Consider the following 19,033-nt stretch of genomic DNA (forward strand, 5'->3'; position numbering starts at 1 on the left):
AAGCAATATAGCTTTTAGTTTCGACCACAGCTCATCAGTGAGCATTAATCGGGGCATGACAATCTCGTTTAGTTTGGTTTTGGCGAAGTGAATTATACGAGATTGTCACTTACGCACAAAATTCAAACAAAGATCAACAGCCCCTAATACAATTGCTAAAAATGACGTTAATCCACTTAAAGGTAAATTTTCTAACATTTGAAATAATGCTAACGAACTATCTGTGATGCCATTAGCTAATTGGCCTATGCCATTTTGAGCTTGTTCGAGTCCCATACCACCAAACGTAGACATCCATACAACCGTTAGTAAAGTGGGTACTAACAATACAGCCAACATAAATTCACGTACTGTTCTACCCAAAGAAATACGCGCTATAAACATACCAACAAATGGCGACCAAGAAACCCACCAAGCCCAATAAAATACAGTCCAACCGTGATAAAAGGTTTCATCTTCTCGACCAATCCAATTACTTAAAGGAATTATATTTTCGACATAAGCTAATAATGTTGTACCCACACCACTGATAATTACAGAGGTAGAACCCGCAATCATAACAAATAGCATTAAAATAAAAGCCAATGACATATTGATATTACTTAAAACTTTAACGCCACCTTCAAGACCTCTCATCACTGAAAAAATTGCAATGATAGTTACAATAAAAATAATCGCAATCTGAGTGGAAATACCATTAGGAATACCAAATAAAAAATTTAACCCTCCAGCAGCTTGCTGTGCACCAAAACCAAGTGAAGTGGCCAAGCCAAAAATAGTTGCTAAAACGGCAACCGTATCAATTACATTACCCGGCCAGCGCCAAACGCGATCTCCTAATAAAGGAAAAAAGGCAGAGCGAATCGTTAATGGCATATTACAATTGAAAGTAAAGAAGGCCAATGACAAACCAACAACAGCATACATTGCCCAAGGATGTAAACCCCAATGGAACATAGTTGCGCCCAGTGCTATTCTTGCAGCATCAACTGTACCTTCTGGTGTATTTAGAGGTGTACCATACCAATTGGTAAAGTATCCTACTGGCTCTGCTACGCTCCAAAACATCAATCCTATGCCCATACCTGCTGAAAAAAGCATAGCTAGCCAAGACATCGTACTAAATTGTTTTCTTGCATTCAGGCCACCTAATCTAATTTTACCCAAAGGTAAAACAATTAAAGCCAAACAAAATACAACAAACAAATTACCGCTAGTAATAAATAACCAATCAAAGGTATTAATAGACCAGCTTTTTGATACATCAAAAATATGCTTTGCAGATTCAGGAAATAATAACGTAAAAATAACAAATAAAATAATGAAAGCCGAGGCACTAAAAAATACGGGGTTATGTAAATCCATCCCCATTATTTCAACATTATGTTCACCAATCTCATGATCAGTCTCATATACAGATTTAGTCACGCCATTCAGTTGGCTATTGTCAGCTTTTTCATTTTTATTCATAATGGCCTCTAAAAATAGAAAGTGATTTAAAGATAGTTTCATTGCAAGCTTCATTAACCAATATCAAACCTCACTTCAAGTCACATATTTTCACTACAATCCAATCGTTCTGGCGCTATGATCAATTTCAGTTTGTAGTATAGTCGCCTTCAAAGCTTTAAGCTTAAGAGCTAAAAAGAATTAATGAAATCTAGTCTACAAAAAACCCGCTAAATTAGCGGGTTTTTTTAAATATTAAATTAAAGAGTGAAGTTAAAACCTCACTGCATTTAATCAAAAATTATGCCTTAGCAGGACGGCTTACGCGCTTACGTTCACCTTCAGTAAGGTGACGCTTACGAATACGGATGTTTTCAGGCGTTACTTCTACTAACTCGTTATCATCAATAAACTCAAGCGCTTGCTCAAGTGTAAATAAGATTGGTGGAGTAAGTGTTTGTGCTTCATCAGTACCTGATGCACGAACGTTAGTTAACTGCTTACCTTTAAGTGCGTTAACTGTAAGATCGTTATCACGGCTATGAATACCGATAACCATACCTTCGTAAACTTCTACACCGTGACCGATGAATAATTTACCACGTTGCTGTAGGTTGAATAATGCATTAGTAAGTGCCTTACCCGTTGCGTTTGCAATGATTACACCGTTCTTACGAAGACCGATTTCGCCGCCTTTGTGAGGACCGTAATGATCAAACGTATGGTACATAAGACCAGAACCTGAAGTTAGTGTCATGAAATCAGTTTGGAAACCAATTAAACCACGGCTTGGGATCATGAAATCCATGCGCATACGGCCTTTACCATCTGGTGCCATATCAGTAAGTTCACCTTTACGTAAACCTAATTGCTCCATGATAGAACCTTGATGCTGTTCTTCACAGTCAATCGTTACTGTTTCGAAAGGTTCAGATTTAACACCGTCGATGTCTTTGATGATTACTTGTGGACGTGATACTGCAAGCTCAAAACCTTCACGACGCATGTTTTCGATTAAGATACCTAAGTGTAATTCACCACGACCAGAAACTCGGAAGCTATCTGGGTTTTCAGTTTCTTCAACACGTAATGCAACGTTATGAACTAATTCTTTTTCTAAACGCTCAAGGATGTTACGTGAAGTAACAAACTTACCTTCTTTACCACAGAAAGGAGAGTTATTTACAGAGAAAGTCATTGTTACAGTTGGCTCATCAACACTTAGCGGTGGTAATGCTTCAACTGTAGTTGGACAACAAACAGTATCTGAAATTTTAAGCTCACCACAACCTGTGATAGTTACAATGTTACCTGCGAATGCTTCATCAGTTTCGATACGTTCAAGACCTAAGTAGCTTTGAACTGTACCAATTTTAGCATTACGTGAAGAACCATCTTCACCGATGATAGTAACCTGTTGGTTAGGCTTAACAGCACCACGTTTGATACGACCTACACCGATTACACCAACATATGAGTTGTAATCAAGTTGAGAGATTTGCATTTGGAATGCACCATCTACATCAACAACTGGTGGTGCTACGTTATCAACAACAGCTTGGAATAAAGGTTCCATGTTGTCTGACTTATCGTCTAAGTCCATTGTTGCCCAACCGTTGATAGCTGATGCATAGATTACTTGGAAATCTAACTGATCATCAGTAGCCCCTAAGTTATCGAATAAATCAAAGATTTGATCCATAACCCAATCAGGACGTGCGCCAGGCTTATCGATTTTGTTGATTACAACGATCGGCTTAAGACCCTGTGCGAATGCTTTTTGCGTTACAAAACGCGTTTGTGGCATTGGACCTTCTTGAGCATCTACTAATAGCAATACAGAATCTGCCATTGAAAGTACACGTTCAACCTCACCACCAAAATCGGCGTGTCCTGGAGTATCTATGATGTTGATATGGTAATCTTTCCATTCGATTGCAGTGTTTTTTGCAAGAATTGTGATACCACGTTCTTTTTCAATATCGTTAGAATCCATTACACGTTCTTCATTACCGCCACGAGTTTCTAAAGTACCTGATTGCTCAAGTAATTTATCAACTAAAGTTGTTTTACCGTGGTCAACGTGCGCGATGATGGCTATATTACGTAACTGTTCGATGCTCATATAATTGTCTCAGAGAATTTAATCTCGCTGATCCTAAAAAGATCTACGCTCTTTGCCGCCTATTAATACCTTCATAAAGTATTAAATGCGATTTCTCAGCATAGAGATAAAAATTGGTCGCGTATTATCCCTTAATAATTGCACAGATGAAAGTTTATCCAATGTAAAAAACTAAAATAATTAAAATTAAATCATTACAGGTTGATTTTTAAGCATCTATTTATAAAAAAACATTCAATTTCTAACACAAATAAAATAACTCGAACGCAAATCTTTACGCACTAAAAAGGTGCAGGCGACGATCATTTTAGTGCATTTAAAAGTGAAACCGACTCAAAAAATCGATCAATAACTTTAAATATCAGCCACTTAAATAATTGGCACAATAAAAGCTTAGTGAGTTCATATAAAAAATATAAAACTAACCCCAACACGCTGGAGGACACACATGTCACATAAGGTTTTAGAACTTATCAAGGAAAACGAAGTAAAATTTATCGACTTACGTTTTACTGATACTAAAGGTAAAGAACAACACGTATCAATTCCTCATCATCAAGTTGACGAAGATTTTTTTGAAGACGGTAAAATGTTTGACGGTTCTTCAATTGCGGGTTGGAAAGGCATCAACGAATCAGACATGGTATTACTACCAGATGCAGATTCAGCAAAACTAGACCCTTTCACAGAAGAAACAACCTTAATTATACGTTGTGATGTTGTTGAACCAGATACACTACAAGGTTATGAGCGTGATCCTCGCTCTGTTGCTAAGCGCGCAGAAGAATACATGCGCTCTACAGGTATTGCAGATACAGTTCTATTTGGGCCTGAGCCAGAATTTTTTGTTTTTGATGATGTAAAATATAAAACTGACATGTCAGGCTCTATGTATAAAATTGATTCTAAGCAAGCAGCTTGGAATTCAGACAAAAGTTACGAAGATGGTAATACAGGACATCGTCCAGGCGTTAAAGGCGGTTACTTCCCTGTTGCACCTGTTGATGATTTCCAAGACTGGCGTTCGGCCACCTGTTTAGTACTTGAAGAAATGGGGCAAGTTGTTGAAGCACATCACCATGAAGTGGCAACAGCAGGTCAAAACGAAATCGCAACTCGCTTTAATACTATGGTATTAAAAGCAGATGAAATTCAAGAAATGAAGTATGTTATTCATAACATGGCACACTTATATGGTAAAACAGCAACGTTTATGCCAAAGCCAGTTGTTGGCGATAATGGTTCAGGCATGCATTGTCATCAATCTTTAGGTAAAGATGGTCAAAATATCTTTGCGGGTGATAAATACGGTGGTCTTTCAGAAGAAGCTTTATACTACATAGGCGGTATCATCAAACATGCTCGTGCAATCAATGCTTTTGCTAATGCCTCAACTAACTCTTACAAACGTCTAGTACCAGGTTTTGAAGCGCCAGTAATGCTAGCTTATTCAGCACGTAACCGTTCTGCATCTATTCGTATCCCAGTAGTACCATCAGCTAAAGGACGTCGTATTGAAGTTCGCTTCCCTGATCCAACTGCAAATCCATACCTTGCTTTTGCATCTATGCTAATGGCTGGCCTTGACGGAATTAAAAACAAAATTCACCCTGGCGATGCTATGGATAAAGATCTTTATGATCTTCCTGCTGAAGAAGCTGCTGAAATTCCAACTGTTGCAGGTTCTTTAGAAGAAGCGCTTGCAGCACTAGATAGCGATCGTGAATTTTTAACGCAAGGTGGCGTATTCACTGACGACCTAATCGATGCTTATATATCTTTGAAAAATCAAGAAATTGAAAGATTAAACAGTACAACTCACCCAGTTGAGTTTGAAATGTACTATAGCTGTTAATTTAACAGCATTTAAGCTAACAAGCTTAAATGAAATATTTAATGTGTGTTCCAAAAGCCTGCTTTAGCAGGCTTTTTTTATGGAAAAAATTTTAGCAATCAGTTAGAGTTAGCACAGTTATGTTAATTTATTGCTATAATTTTAAGTTACGACTTAACTAATACAAAAAAGTACAAGGGTACACTAGTGAGTTTAAAAGTGGGTTTAACAGCAATACTATTAACATTTTTTTTGTGCATGGCCACAATGCAAAGCTTTGCTGCACCTAAAAAAATCTACGTTTGGCGCGATGCCCAGGGTGTTCTAGTTTTTTCTGATTCCCCCCAACCTCAAGTTGATGCCGAAGAAATAAAACTAAATAGTAAAGCCATTGAAATGAAAGCGGTAGATACAAGCGATTTATATGATATTAAAGATACCGTAAAAACAATAAAATTCACGATAGATATCACGAACCCTACCCCAGATGAAACGATTAGAGATAATACAGGCTCTGTTCATATTAGCGGACGTATTGGTCCTAGGTTTGTTCAAGGTCATAAGGTACAACTTTATTTAGATGGTGCCAAATACGGTAAACCTCAAACTTCAATATTATTTGTAATACGCAATATAGACAGAGGGGAACATCAACTACAATTAAAACTAATTGATGCAAAAGGAAAGATGCTTGCTAAAAGTAAAAATGTCACTTTCTTTTTACACCGACGCTCTATCATCACGGGTCCTTAAATACCCAAATCATATCGTATCAAAGCTAACTCCAGTTAATTTTAAAATATCAAAATACACACATAAAATGACTACGTATTCAGCGCGACATAAGGTAAATTAGGAGTACTATACTCACATTAAAACCGCTTAAGTATCGTGCATTTCTAATAAAATACTTACGCACTAAATTGGTGCAACCATGTTCTCTAATGATGCAAATAATTTTAGAAATACAAATATATCAACTTTGCTGCAAGCTGCATGGCAAAATTTAACAACCTCAGTAATTTTACTTAATCAAAACTTAATTGTGATTTACGCCAATGAAAGTGCAAAAGAATTATTTGCTTTAGGTGAAAAGAGATTTATAGGACAAGAATTTAGCGCCTTGTTTAGCCACCATACAATTGACCTTGCTAGAATAACGAGTCATACCCTGCAGCAAGGAATAGATTGTCACCAACATAGAGCTGATGTGGTTTTCATAGACTCTCGCCATGCAAAAATAGCATTAAGTTCCCGCTCAATAACAGATGAAAATCAAACGCTTATTTTATTAGAGTGTCGCCGCCTTGATGAAGAAATAAAACACGATTTAGCATCACATCAAATGCATCAACATAATGCGGCTCGCACCTTAATTCGAGGTTTGGCTCATGAAATTAAAAATCCTTTGGGTGGTATTAGAGGGGCGGCGCAGTTATTGCAATATGAGACATATCAAAATGAACGAGATGAGTGTACTAATCTCATCATAGAACAAACAGACAGATTAACTGAATTGGTCGACCGGCTATTAGGGCCAAATCAATTATTAAAGAAAACTGCATGTAATATTCATCAGACATTAGAGTCAGTTATGAAACTTAGTATGTTAGAAAATCATAATCACATTAAATTAATTAAAGACTATGATCCTAGCATTCCAGATATCATAGTAGATGAGGGAAAAATTCAGCAAGTTGTTTTAAACATAGTGCGTAATGCACAGCAAGCCATAATAAATAATGAAGCTAATAAAGATACAAAAACCGGTAGTATTCGCATTAAAACACGCATACGTCATCAGATGCGCATCCATAATAAATCGATGAAAAATGCATTACAGATACAAATATCCGATACTGGACCAGGAATAGACCAAAACATTATTGAAACCATTTTTTTCCCCATGGTTACAAATAAAGAAGGTGGTTCTGGTTTAGGTTTATCTATCGCACAGACCTTGATAGATCAGCACAATGGGTATATCGATTGTGAAAGTTGGCCAGGGCATACAGAATTTAATATATATTTACCATTAAATTTATAACCTTGAAAATAAAAACAATAAAAGTACATATTCCTAGCTACAAAAAGGAAACATAAAATGAAAACAGTTTGGCTCGTTGACGACGACGCATCAATTCGGTTTGTATTAGAAAAAGCATTAACCCGTGCAGGATATCATGCTGAGAGTTTTTCTAATGCAGAAGATGTTATACAAGCTTTAGAATATAGCCAGCCAACCGTATTAGTATCAGATGTACGTATGCCAGGCATGGATGGCATGACTTTGTTAGAGGGCGTTGCGAAAGAAAACCCTGGATTACCAGTGATCATCATGACAGCGCATTCAGATTTAGACTCAGCCGTTCAAGCATTCCAAAAAGGTGCTTTTGAATACTTAGCAAAACCATTTGATTTAAATGAAGCCATCACACTAGTCGAAAGTGCCTGCAGAGCTAATAGCCGTATTAAAGTAAAGGCTAAAAAAGAACCTAAAAAAACGCCCGATATCATAGGTGAAGCACCTGCTATGCAAGAAGTTTTTCGAGCCATAGGAAAGTTATCTGCTTCAAGTATGAGTGTACTAATTAATGGTGAGTCTGGAACAGGTAAAGAACTCGTTGCAGGTGCATTACATAACCATAGCCCACGCCGCGAAAAAGAGTTCATAGCATTAAATATGGCAGCAATCCCTAAAGAACTCGTTGAGTCTGAGCTTTTTGGTCATGAAAAAGGGGCATTCACAGGAGCTGATAACATACGAAAAGGACGTTTTGAACAAGCCAATGGTGGTACATTGTTTTTAGATGAAATTGGGGATATGCCACTTGATGTTCAAACGCGTTTATTAAGAGTGCTTTCTGATGGCGAGTTCTATCGAGTTGGCGGTCACCAAAGCATTAAAGTTGACGTACGTATCATTGCAGCAACCCATCAAAATCTTGAAGATCTCGTATTTAAAGGGCAGTTTAGAGATGACTTATTTCATCGCCTAAATGTTGTTAGATTAAAACTTCCACCCTTACGTGAACGCCCTGAAGATATCGAATTACTCGCACAAAACTTTCTCAGCAAAAGTGCCAAAGATCTAAAAGTAGAGTGTAAGGTTTTAAGCCCCGAAGCCAGTAAAAAGTTACAATCATTTAATTGGCCTGGCAATGTCAGGCAACTGGAAAATAGCTGCCGCTGGTTAACTGTAATGGCACCAGGTCAACTCATTGCAATCGAAGACCTACCAGAAGAAATTACCGACGAACAGAGCATAGTTGCCAAAGCAAATTGGTTAGATGAGTTTCAAATTTGGCTTGAAAGTGAATTAAAGCAGGGCAAAGAAAATATTTGGCCGCAAATTCAAACCCAATTAGAAGCCCGTTTAATTAAAAGTGCACTGGCTAATTGTAACGGACACAAACAAGACGCAGCCATGAAAATTGGTTGGGGAAGAAATACCCTGACCCGAAAACTAAAAGAGCAAAATATTGCTTGAGCCTCTTGAGTTTCTTTGTTTGAATGGGCTTCTGTTTATTAAAAATAATAATACATGAAGCTCATAGAAAACATTCCGCTTATAAAACAAATGGAAATTACCAATCGATTAAATTTTTTCAATAATTTTAGTCTTTCCGAACGACAGGTTTTATTAGAGTCCTTTTCCCAATTATATTTAGTTCATCAAAAACGTTTTGTATTCAAACAATTTGATGATGATAAAAATCTATACATTATTTTAAGTGGTAGTTTAACTATGTATCGTCAAAACGATATGGTTGAACTTGCAACCGTATATCCGGGGGAGTTCATAGGCGAAGGCGGATTTATCAATCAAAGTGAACGTAGTATCAATGCCCGTGCTATTGAAGATTCTATTTTACTTGTTATCACACCAAAGTCGCTTACTAAGTTACCTGCTGTGATCAGAGAAAAAATGAAAGATAAAATAATATTTGGCATGAGTAAAAGAATAGAGCAACTCAGTCGATTATTAGAAAAAAAGCAATTATGAGTATTTGCTTTATCATTTTTAACAACGCTAACCTTATAAAATGTTATTCTAATAAAAAATAATGGATTATCACAGTGACTTCTAAAATATTAAGCTTGACGCTTATATTGTTTTCAATAAATTTAATTGCCAATGAAAGTAACCTTTCAAATGAAATAGCAGTTTTAAAACAATCTTTTGAGCAAAAAAAATATCAAACCGTTATTGATAAAATTGAAGCCGGAAAAAATACCTCACTTGAAAAGTCTTTATTGTTATCTCAAAGTTATTATCGCTCCAATAAACTGGATATTGCAGAAAACATCATTACACCTTTACTAAAACTCAACTTAAACCATAGTAAAACAAACTATGTATATGCCAGCATAATGGCAGCTCAGGCACAGAACTCAATATTCAGTGCATTAAGTTATGCTAAAAAAGCACTTGATGGATTTAAAAAAGCACTGCAATTAGAGCCAACAAACTTAAATTATTTATCCGCTTTAATGCAGTTTTATATAAAAGCACCTTCTATTGCTGGCGGAGACATGGCAGAAGGCAAAAAATTGGTAGAACAAATAACAAAATTAGATGCACGTGAAGGCTTTGACGCACAACTAGCCTATTTCATGCAAGATGATAATGAAGATGCCCTAGAAGAATTATTTAATAAAGGATTAAAGCAATACCCTGATGATATTGCTTTACATGTTGCTATTGGACATACTTACTGGAGTGACAAAGAACTTGAAAAAGCTCAAAAATATTTCATCAAAGCCAGTCAATTTCCCTTAGCTATCAATAAAAAAACAAACAAAATAGAACAATATGAAATCGATAACCATCTTGAAGCTCTTTATTTTTCAGGTCGAATCGCAACTGAAACCAAAGAAAAACTAGACATTGGCATAACAGCATTAGAGAACTACATTAAGCAGGTTAATACACCAAACGACAGTTATTACCAGTGGGCACACTTTCGTTTAGCGCAATTATATAAGCTTAACAAACAACCCGATAAAGCAAATACCTATTTTAATTGGGCTTATAATAACGCTACCGATAATAAGTTGAAACGCAAAGCAAAAAAACAAATTTAACTGGATTCATCTGTATGGGCTGTAAATGTTCAGCCTATCTATAAACCTCTCTGTATCACCTTTCATCATCTGTTTTATCCTTTTAACATTTAAATTATCTATCAATAAAATTTTATTTTAAAATTCAAAACATAAGATAAAAAGGAATTAACAAAATGAAATTTATGAATATTTTTATTGCAACTTTTGCTCTAACAAGTTTAACCGCCTGTGAAATGACAGTAACAACTGAAAGTTTTGATTATTCAATAGAGGAACAGCCCGAGTTAGTTTGGGAGCTAAATCAAGAAACAGGGCATATTGAACAAAAAGAAGAAATAACTTACGTCATAAAAGAAAAATCAGCTTGAAAGTTGATAGTGAAAACTTAAAGTTATACCTGAAAAATTAAATTACCTGCGGCGCTTACGACTATTATCAATTACAAAGTCACGCCAAGCTTCAAGCATATCTAAAAAATCCTCAAAGCCACAACCCGCCGATAAACCATTATCATCAAGTTCAAGGGCATCATCTGCAAAAACAGATAAGTCATGCTCTTCTTGATGCAAAGAGTTAGCTTCTATTAAAGCTTCATATCGATTCAACCTTAAGCTGACTTCTTTTCCTAAAATGAATTTGTCTTCAACTTTACCTGCGCTAATATCTGACATAACATCAAATATGTTCTGCAAAGCATCAAGATCAATACCAAACTCTTCAATTAACCAACGACCTACAATACGATGCTCATGAGAAAAGTCTACCTGAAACCCCTTACCTGAGGCGTCTAAATCAGGATCTCTAATAAATTCAAATTCCATAAGGTTACCTATAACTTGCACCAATTAAACAGCCGCGCAGTATATACCTCATGGTGACCAATAAGCAAAAATTCTTAATATAAACAATTTTGAATTTTACTATGCCTGATTAACCATACACGTCATAATGCGCCCAATATTTCTGAGGGGCTTTTTATGGCAATTTTTACAATTATCTTTCCATTGTTGTTTATGGTGATCCTTGGGTTTATAACGACGCGTTTTAAATTTTTAAACAAAGAAGACATTAATGGGATCAGCAAGTTTATTTTTAATTTGTGCATACCTGTTTTTTTATTTTTGAATATGTTTCAAGCACCTTTGGCAACAAGCCTGAATACGAGTGCACTCATTGTTTTTTATATTCCTGTTTTAGCCACATTTGCAATCGCTTTTATAGCAAATCAAGTTTTAGCTAACAAAAGCCATGCTAACATATCTGCATCTGCAACCTATGCATTAGGTTCCAGCTATTCCAATACCGTATTAATTGGTTTACCCATTATAGTTTCCGCTATCGGCACACATGTAATGGGTAGTGTGTTTTTTATAATCACTTTTCATAGCGCCCTATTATTTACGCTTACTTTTTTATTAAGCCAAATAAAAAACCAAGCTGTATCTTTCAATTGGTCGCAATTTGTTAAAAATGTATTATTTAACCCTGTTGTTTCAAGTATTACACTAGGCTTAATTTTTAATGCTCTTAAAATAAAATTCCCCATACAGTTAGAGAATGCACTTTCATTATTATCAAAACCAGCATTGACTGGTGCTTTATTTGTTTTAGGAGCTAATCTAAGCTTTTATAAGATAGGTAAAAATTGGCATTTACCTGCTTTAGCAAGTGCTTTAAAACTCTTGTTATTACCTGCTTTGGTTTACGGCTTAGGAAGATCTTTAGTTAAGTTAGATGAAGATCTGCTCGCTGTTGTTGTATTATTAAGTGCCTCGCCACTAGGTGTAAATGCCTATTTAATTGCCTTACAGCTTAAGCAGCATCAAGCAACTTTAGCCAGTACCGTTGTATTATCAACGATACTGTCAGTTTTTAGTTTTAGTTTTTGGCTAAGCATTTTATTATAAATGCTAACCTGAGCGGTTATCATATTTGGCTGCATCAATAATTGCCCATAAATGTACAATTGCACCAATAATTGCTGGCACAATTAAAAACCAAAGCGCATATCCACCAAATACAATAATTGCGAAGATCAAAGCCGACATAATACGGCCTTGTACTAACTGGCCTAAGCCTGGGAAAAATATATTGCAAATAGCAGCAATGACGTTACCACCTGAGCCTTGTTGTGACATAAAAAAACCTCTTTCTTTCAATTTTTAATACCAATAAAAATCTAAAAATGATTAAATATTAATATCAATTCATTATTACGCGTTTTGATAATACAAGTATCACGCCAACTTAAATAGCATTATATTTCATACAGTTAAATAAACCTATAAATTCAACATCAAACTAAATAGTTAAAATAACTAACTTTTAGTTTAAATGATGACAGCACTTAGCTACCCAATATTTTCATTGGTAAACTGAGAATCGGATTTTTAGAATCAGCAAAACTCACAATGATCAAAATATGCCCTAAAGCAATCAATAAATACCAAACACTTGAAAAAATTTGACCATATTTGTCTAGTGGTATTAAGTGTGAGTAATGGCGCTGTCGCCACTCAAAAATCACCTCAATAGAGCCTACAAATAAAAAGAACACTAACAAAGCTAAACCAAAAGTATAAGCAACCCAAGCACCTAAAGCGATACCCGACATGCATACAGATAACCCAACCCAAGAACGCATTGAAAAACTTATGCTTTTAAGAACATGACCTCCATCTAATGGCAAAATAGGCAAAAGATTAAAGAGATTAAGCAAGGCGCTTAATACCGCGGCACCGGCAAACAATTCCATCTCAGTGGCGTAATACAAAACAATACATGCCAATGACATAAATAATCCAAAACAAGGCCCCATAATGGAGATCACTACATCTTGCCAACGAGTATTTATCTTATCGTCAGAAACAGCTAAACCGCCTACAAATGGAATTAAATATATTCCTTTTGTTTTTATACCAAAATACTGCATGGCTTTTACATGACCATATTCATGCACAACCAAACACGTCACGATTACTAAGGCAAATTCAATTGAAAATAGCCAGGCATAACCTGCAACCGATGCACCTGCAAGAACGGCTTTAATCACTTTTGCGCTTTTCAATAATTTAAAAGCTAATGCAGCGAGCCCTAAAAAGCCTTTTTTTTGTTCTGATTTTGCAAGGTGACCTGTTTGTGGTAATTGAAATTCACCAAAGGTATGTTGTTTTTGATCTATCCATAACTGATATTCAACAATTTGTTCTTTCGCCTGTAAATTCAGGCTGATCTCTATAGATTCATTATGTTGCAGTAACTGAAATCTATGCACTATCTCTGATACTCTATTACCTGTTAAATCAACCTGACTTACCAGTTCATCAGCCCAATATAAACACTGTAAACCCGTTTCATCCATTTCAAGTCTGAGGTCTTTCTCAAATAGTGCGATATTTAACAACTTTATTTACTCACTGAATCATTTTTAATGCACTTATTTTATCTGATTTATAACGAACCTCAACTCGGGTTTACTAATAAGTGATTAATTTTATCTGAGCTACTTTTATACAAGGAAACAGCTTTTAACATCAAAAATAATAAGCCACTAAATTCCATTAACAATAAACAGCCAAAAAGCCAACTCACATAAGGGTAAAGTATTGTAAACACTAAACAAACGCCTGTTGTCATATGCAGTTTAAACAAAAACGCAGCTTGTTTTTTATTAATAAAATCATGCATATTTGGCAACAATGCCATTACTTCAAAGTTCATTAAAGATCGTTGTTGTAAATGGGTATAACTTAAAAAAGGAATAATTTTAAGCAGCATGCCTTGAATAATTGAAACAAGATAAAAATAGATAAAAATAGCGCCTCCTAGCAGAGTCTGTTTTTTCATAATATCATCAGGCAGGAAATATTTTCCAAAACAAAAAAGAAAAAACAATATCAATATGGCTATTGAAGCCAATTGCCAGTATTGAATTGTTACATCAGGAATTTTACGTTTTCGTTTGCTTACAACATACAAAACGCTAATTGAATAAATACTGTTAATCATCAATAAAAATGTGATTAAATGAGTGGGAGTGTCTCTTAAAAAAGAAGCGAGCAATAATAAAATTATAATAAGAAAAGGAATGCTTTTTGAAATCACTCTAGGAAAATCAGGTGCAACATGAAACATAGGAATGATTTGAAAGCTCACTGCCATAATAAGTAAACCTATCCAACCAAAACCACCCCATAAAACATGTAAATTTGTAATATTTTTATCACCATAAAAAACACCTAACTGTAATGAAACGCCTAATAAAATCACTATCACAAAAGCAATAACGCCAAGCCTAATGCCTAAAATAACAACCCCTTGACTTAACTTTTTCATTAAAGTCCAAATAACAGCGCATATATAAATACCAAAACCGCAAATCAAAAAAATGATAGATAAAGTTTTAATAATAGGATCAGGCCAAGCGAAGTTTAACATTAAACAAAATGTACCCAATGAATGTAGCACAAAACTAAAATCAGCAACTAAGTTAACTTTTGGAAAACCAGTACCACACGCAACAGGAAAGATTTGAAATAATGCCCCCATCATCACAGTAGTAATAAAACCTAAAGTAAACCCATGTGTAATAGCAAACATACTCGGGTGCCATCTACTAAACCAAACATCTGGGCCAGAATACATAATAAATAAAGCAGTAAAAATTACAAAAATAGGGGAAATTAAAAAATACCGAAATGGAATATTAATAGAAGGCAAAGCATCAAACGACAAACCCGACATATTCATAATAATTCAATTTATAGTGGCACAGAAGTAAACAAGCTTTCGAAATAATCACTTTGCGCTCGCTTATAAACAAAGATATTAAATCGTTTAAAGTCTGCTCTCTTTTCTGATAATGATTGAACAAAGTAACACCAGTTAGATTCACTGAGTTTTTTATATAAAGGGAATGGTTCTCGACTGTGAATCACTTTTAAGCATTGCGATGGCTCTAGTTTTGATAATGCTTTTAATATCTCAACCATAGGTTCAGGAGGTACTAATTCACTGACATCAATTACAATTAATTCCATATTGCTCTTTGGTTTTAGTTCGTGGGGATTTTCATCCCCTAAAGTAATTAAATTGAAAGTTCAAAGTTAGTTAAGTACAGCCTCACAATGCTCCTTTAGCTGCTTCAAAATATCCAACTCCATAGGAATATGCTGCTGACTCATAGGGTACAGCATCATTTCCTCTTTCATATTATGTTGTTGCATTAAAACCATTAGCGTATCGGATAAACCTAAAAATTCATCTTTTTTATTTTCACTAAGTGCTTTATTTAAACCTTGCACTAAAACACGCATTTGCTCATGCTCGCTTCGCATAACCTGAGTTGGGCCAGCAATAATTCCTGTCGCCTTTTCAAATTGAGGAAATAAAATGGTTTCTTCAGCTTCAAAATGCAAATCTAGATCTGTAGTAAATAATTGCCATTTTTCTTTTGCCAGTGACCAATTATTTTTTGCAACCGCAGATTCAGCTTCTGCAAAAGTATCGTCACATTCACGATGTTTTACCGTCATATAATCTGGAATTGAACTCATATTATTTTACCCTGTCATTTCAATTCCATAATTTTAGCGATTTAAACATTTAGAACTTTGACCTGTATTAATAAAATGTCAGTAAATGATTATAAATTAGCTTATTGGATTCTAAACATTATCCTCATACAAGGTACTCATTATAATACTCAACCCTTGCTTTAATTCATTTTCTTCCATAGCAGCAAAGCCAATTCGAATAAAACGAGATGAAGATGAATGAGCTACTTGTGCATCATTCCCATTATCTAAATTAAATTCAAACTGTGTTTGCAGATAAACCTGTTTGGCAAATAACTTTTCTTTTAAACCAAAGATAGACTTTCCCATATCAAGCCACAGTGCCATACCGCCATCAGGGCTCTTAAATTGAATAGGCAATCCCAATTTTTGATAATGTATTAAAATTTCAACTGTGATATCTCTTCGCTTTTGGTATATACGTGTCATACGTCGTAAATGACATTCAAATCCCCCTTCTTTCATCCACCTTGCAACTGTTTGTTGGATCAAAACATTATTTTTATGATTCATTAATGTTTTATATCCAGCAAGCCCATTAATCAATTCATTGTTTGCAGCGACATACCCCACTCGCGCACCACCAAACATTAACTTAGAGAATGTCGAAATATAAATAACCAAACCGACAGGATCATCTGCAGCCATAGGAGCAATTGGTTGGCACTTATAATGGAATTCGTGATCATAATCATCTTCAATAATAGCGACTTTATATTTAGCAGCTAGCTGATAAATTTTCATTCGCCTGGCAGCATCTAAAGTCACGGTTGTTGGATATTGATGTAATGGTGTTAAATAAAGAAGTTTAATTGTATTGGTTTTAAGCTGTTGCTCTAAGTGATCAGGCAATATCCCTTTATCATCTTGTTTAATACCCACTAACTCTGCCCCTGCACTCCTAAAAGCGGCCCAGGCAGGTGGATACCCTAACTCTTCTACTGCAACCTTATCATCGGGTAATAATAATAGCTGAGAAACCATATATAAAGCCTCTTGCGATCCATTACAAATCATAATTTCCTTGTTGGTAATAGAGCGTACCCGTCTCAAATAAGTAGAAACTTGATCTATTAATTCAGGTAATCCCTTACTATCTCCATAACTCAAATCATCAAACCTAGGCTTTTGACAAGCCTGAGAAAAATGACCTCTAAATTCATCAAATGGAAAAATTCGTAGATCAGGCTGCCCTCCAGCAAAGTTATATTTAAAGTCAGTCGCTTTAATAGGCTTTTGAATAATACCTTTACGTACAAACTGCCATTGAAACTGTTTTTGACTAGTTTCCACTTTATCTATGCTCTGACTTGCTTGAATAGGTAAATCTGATGCAACACGATAACCAGATCGCTCTTTTGCTTCCACCCAACCTTCTGCCACCAGCTCAGCAAAAGCCGCCATTATGGTATGGCGGTTCGTCTTCAACTGTTCAGCAAGTTTACGTGCCGAAGGTAGAGCTTCAGCGGGTGCAACTTGACCTTGCTTAATCGCTTGGCGAATTGCGTCCGCAATCACAATATATTTTGCTTTTCCAATTGTATTCAAATTAAGTGAAAGTGATCTCAAAGTGGTATACCCAATAAATAAATTCTGGTTGTAGTCTTTATACCAATAAAAACCATAATAGCTATAAATAAAAACCATAATAGCTATAAATAAAAAGGAGATATCCATGTTTAAACCACAAATACTACAAAGCCAATTAATTAAATTAATTCCTATGACTATGGGGCATTTAGAAGCTTATCGTGCAGCAGGAAACTACCCTGAGATGTGGCAGCACATGCCAATAAATCGATGTGAAACAACAGAAGTTGCCACAACTTGGATGAAAGAAGCAATCAATGAAATGGCACTAGGCCAACAAATTGCATTTGTTACACTTGATAAAAAAACCAATCAAGTAATTGGTTCTACCAGACTATTTAGGCTCAATGAAAAAGATAAATCTTTAGAAATAGGCCATACCTTTATAGCTCCTGAATTCCAGCGGACCTATGTAAATTCTCATGCAAAATATTTAATGCTTAAATATGCTTTCGAAGAATTAAACATGGCACGAGTTGAGATTTGCACTAACGAACATAACAAGCAATCACGCGCTGCAATTGCCAGAATTGGCGGTCATTTTGAAGGCATACTTAGAAAACACCGACGCGCACCCAATGGGGATTATCGCAATACGGCTATGTTCAGCATCATAGATAGTGAATGGCCTCAAATCAAATCCCATTTATTAAAAACAGGCTCAAAGTCTCAGGAGTTTGAACATGTACCCGCCTAAACATTACAGTACCGATTCGAAAAATAATAAGCAGTTAACCAAATTAATTGCTGACTACCCATTAGCAACACTTTTAATCAAAGATGAACGAGAGCTTCACATTAGTCATATACCCTTTCATTATGATGAAAATGAATTATTTTTAATTGGTCATGTCAGTAATCATCACCCTTTATCCGAGCGACTAAAAAACAGCCAAACTGTTCATGTAAGTTTAATATTTCATGGCGAAGATGCGTATATTTCTCCAAGTTATGTTTCACAAAATAATAAATCAAAGCAATCTGTGCCTACTTGGAACTACAGAAAAGTACATATTTCAGGTGAAGCTATTGAGATATCTAATCACAATGAAAAATATCAGCAAATGGACCTAACAAGCCAACTTTTTGAGCAAGGACAAGATATACCTTGGTTATTAAAGTCAGCACCAAGTAAAGCAATTAAACACATGCTAAATGCAATCACGATTTTTAAAGTAACAATAAATACTTGCGAGGGCCGCTTTAAACTAAGTCAAAATAAAACAAATGAAATAAAAATGGAGATTTCAGAACAACTCAAACTAAGTGGTAAAAATAAATTAGCTGAAAGGATGCTTGAATAACAAACAAGTCTATAAAATTATTTCATTATAAAAGCCCACTGTTATTTACTTATTACGGTTATATCATTCGTTAAATACATCATCA

19 protein-coding genes are annotated in these 19,033 nt (G+C 35.3%); 10 read left to right on the forward strand and 9 right to left on the reverse strand.

Annotation, left to right across the window (positions count from 1 at the left end; translation table 11 throughout):
• Positions 1 to 105: 105 nt before the first annotated feature.
• Together BM088_RS20185 and typA are read right to left on the reverse strand one after the other, a co-directional pair.
• Entirely contained in the window at positions 106 to 1,470 is a 1,365-nt protein-coding gene (locus tag BM088_RS20185) for a BCCT family transporter (protein WP_245763876.1), read from the reverse strand.
• A 280-nt stretch (positions 1,471 to 1,750) separates the two neighbouring features.
• The gene (gene typA / locus BM088_RS20190) at positions 1,751 to 3,574 is read right to left on the reverse strand and encodes a translational GTPase TypA (RefSeq protein WP_091989001.1); all 1,824 of its coding nucleotides are present in this window, start codon (positions 3,572 to 3,574) and stop codon (positions 1,751 to 1,753) included.
• A 448-nt stretch (positions 3,575 to 4,022) separates the two neighbouring features.
• Here typA and glnA point away from each other — a divergent pair, with 448 nt between their 5' ends.
• From glnA to BM088_RS20225, 7 genes are all read left to right on the forward strand, one after another.
• The gene (glnA, locus tag BM088_RS20195) at positions 4,023 to 5,429 is read left to right on the forward strand and encodes a glutamate--ammonia ligase (protein ID WP_091989004.1); all 1,407 of its coding nucleotides are present in this window, start codon (positions 4,023 to 4,025) and stop codon (positions 5,427 to 5,429) included.
• 186 nt (positions 5,430 to 5,615) lie between these two features.
• A complete protein-coding gene (locus BM088_RS20200; RefSeq protein ID WP_091989007.1) occupies positions 5,616 to 6,161 on the forward strand; it encodes a DUF4124 domain-containing protein in 546 nt (181 codons plus the stop codon).
• 181 nt (positions 6,162 to 6,342) lie between these two features.
• Complete coding sequence (gene glnL / locus BM088_RS20205; protein ID WP_091989010.1) at positions 6,343 to 7,455, forward strand: nitrogen regulation protein NR(II); 1,113 nt, start codon at positions 6,343 to 6,345, stop codon at positions 7,453 to 7,455.
• A 57-nt stretch (positions 7,456 to 7,512) separates the two neighbouring features.
• Positions 7,513 to 8,898 carry a nitrogen regulation protein NR(I) gene (gene ntrC, locus BM088_RS20210; protein ID WP_091989012.1) on the forward strand — a complete coding sequence of 462 codons (1,386 nt, stop codon included), beginning with the start codon at positions 7,513 to 7,515 and terminating at the stop codon, positions 8,896 to 8,898.
• A 54-nt stretch (positions 8,899 to 8,952) separates the two neighbouring features.
• Positions 8,953 to 9,414, forward strand: coding sequence for a Crp/Fnr family transcriptional regulator (locus BM088_RS20215; RefSeq protein WP_091989015.1), 462 nt, complete (start codon positions 8,953 to 8,955; stop codon positions 9,412 to 9,414).
• Positions 9,415 to 9,488: 74 nt separating this feature from the next.
• Positions 9,489 to 10,496 (forward strand): tetratricopeptide repeat protein, encoded by a 1,008-nt coding sequence (locus BM088_RS20220; RefSeq protein WP_091989018.1) that lies wholly within the window; start codon positions 9,489 to 9,491, stop codon positions 10,494 to 10,496.
• 155 nt (positions 10,497 to 10,651) lie between these two features.
• A complete protein-coding gene (locus BM088_RS20225) occupies positions 10,652 to 10,846 on the forward strand; it encodes a hypothetical protein (RefSeq protein ID WP_091989021.1) in 195 nt (64 codons plus the stop codon).
• Between the two features lie 42 nt (positions 10,847 to 10,888).
• Here BM088_RS20225 and BM088_RS20230 read toward each other — a convergent pair whose 3' ends face one another.
• Positions 10,889 to 11,299, reverse strand: coding sequence for a YacL family protein (locus BM088_RS20230; protein ID WP_091989023.1), 411 nt, complete (start codon positions 11,297 to 11,299; stop codon positions 10,889 to 10,891).
• 156 nt (positions 11,300 to 11,455) lie between these two features.
• Between BM088_RS20230 and BM088_RS20235 the strand changes: the two genes are divergently transcribed.
• Positions 11,456 to 12,385 carry an AEC family transporter gene (locus BM088_RS20235; protein WP_091989026.1) on the forward strand — a complete coding sequence of 310 codons (930 nt, stop codon included), beginning with the start codon at positions 11,456 to 11,458 and terminating at the stop codon, positions 12,383 to 12,385.
• Between the two features lie 3 nt (positions 12,386 to 12,388).
• On the opposite strand, the gene BM088_RS20240 is transcribed toward BM088_RS20235, so the two are convergent.
• From BM088_RS20240 to pdxR, 6 genes are all read right to left on the reverse strand, one after another.
• Positions 12,389 to 12,616, reverse strand: coding sequence for a hypothetical protein (locus tag BM088_RS20240; protein WP_091989029.1), 228 nt, complete (start codon positions 12,614 to 12,616; stop codon positions 12,389 to 12,391).
• A 209-nt stretch (positions 12,617 to 12,825) separates the two neighbouring features.
• Positions 12,826 to 13,887 (reverse strand): site-2 protease family protein, encoded by a 1,062-nt coding sequence (locus BM088_RS20245; RefSeq protein WP_245763879.1) that lies wholly within the window; start codon positions 13,885 to 13,887, stop codon positions 12,826 to 12,828.
• A gap of 53 nt (positions 13,888 to 13,940) precedes the next feature.
• Positions 13,941 to 15,227 carry a hypothetical protein gene (locus BM088_RS20250; RefSeq protein WP_091989032.1) on the reverse strand — a complete coding sequence of 429 codons (1,287 nt, stop codon included), beginning with the start codon at positions 15,225 to 15,227 and terminating at the stop codon, positions 13,941 to 13,943.
• Positions 15,228 to 15,238: 11 nt separating this feature from the next.
• The gene (locus BM088_RS20255; RefSeq protein WP_091989034.1) at positions 15,239 to 15,517 is read right to left on the reverse strand and encodes a DUF2249 domain-containing protein; all 279 of its coding nucleotides are present in this window, start codon (positions 15,515 to 15,517) and stop codon (positions 15,239 to 15,241) included.
• A gap of 66 nt (positions 15,518 to 15,583) precedes the next feature.
• Positions 15,584 to 16,033: a hemerythrin domain-containing protein gene (locus tag BM088_RS20260; protein WP_091989037.1), complete on the reverse strand. Its 450-nt coding sequence runs from the start codon at positions 16,031 to 16,033 to the stop codon at positions 15,584 to 15,586.
• 111 nt (positions 16,034 to 16,144) lie between these two features.
• Positions 16,145 to 17,731, reverse strand: a complete 1,587-nt coding sequence (gene pdxR, locus BM088_RS20265; RefSeq protein ID WP_245763877.1) for a MocR-like pyridoxine biosynthesis transcription factor PdxR — start codon at positions 17,729 to 17,731, stop codon at positions 16,145 to 16,147.
• Between pdxR and BM088_RS20270 the strand changes: the two genes are divergently transcribed.
• Positions 17,730 to 18,341, forward strand: coding sequence for a GNAT family N-acetyltransferase (locus BM088_RS20270; protein ID WP_091989040.1), 612 nt, complete (start codon positions 17,730 to 17,732; stop codon positions 18,339 to 18,341). The genes pdxR and BM088_RS20270 overlap by 2 nt on opposite strands.
• Positions 18,328 to 18,948 (forward strand): FMN-binding negative transcriptional regulator, encoded by a 621-nt coding sequence (locus tag BM088_RS20275; protein ID WP_091989043.1) that lies wholly within the window; start codon positions 18,328 to 18,330, stop codon positions 18,946 to 18,948. Before BM088_RS20270 ends, BM088_RS20275 begins: the two co-directional genes overlap by 14 nt.
• Positions 18,949 to 19,033: the final 85 nt, after the last annotated feature.

The organism is Pseudoalteromonas denitrificans DSM 6059 (assembly GCF_900112265.1).
Taxonomy (GTDB): domain Bacteria; phylum Pseudomonadota; class Gammaproteobacteria; order Enterobacterales; family Alteromonadaceae; genus Pseudoalteromonas; species Pseudoalteromonas denitrificans.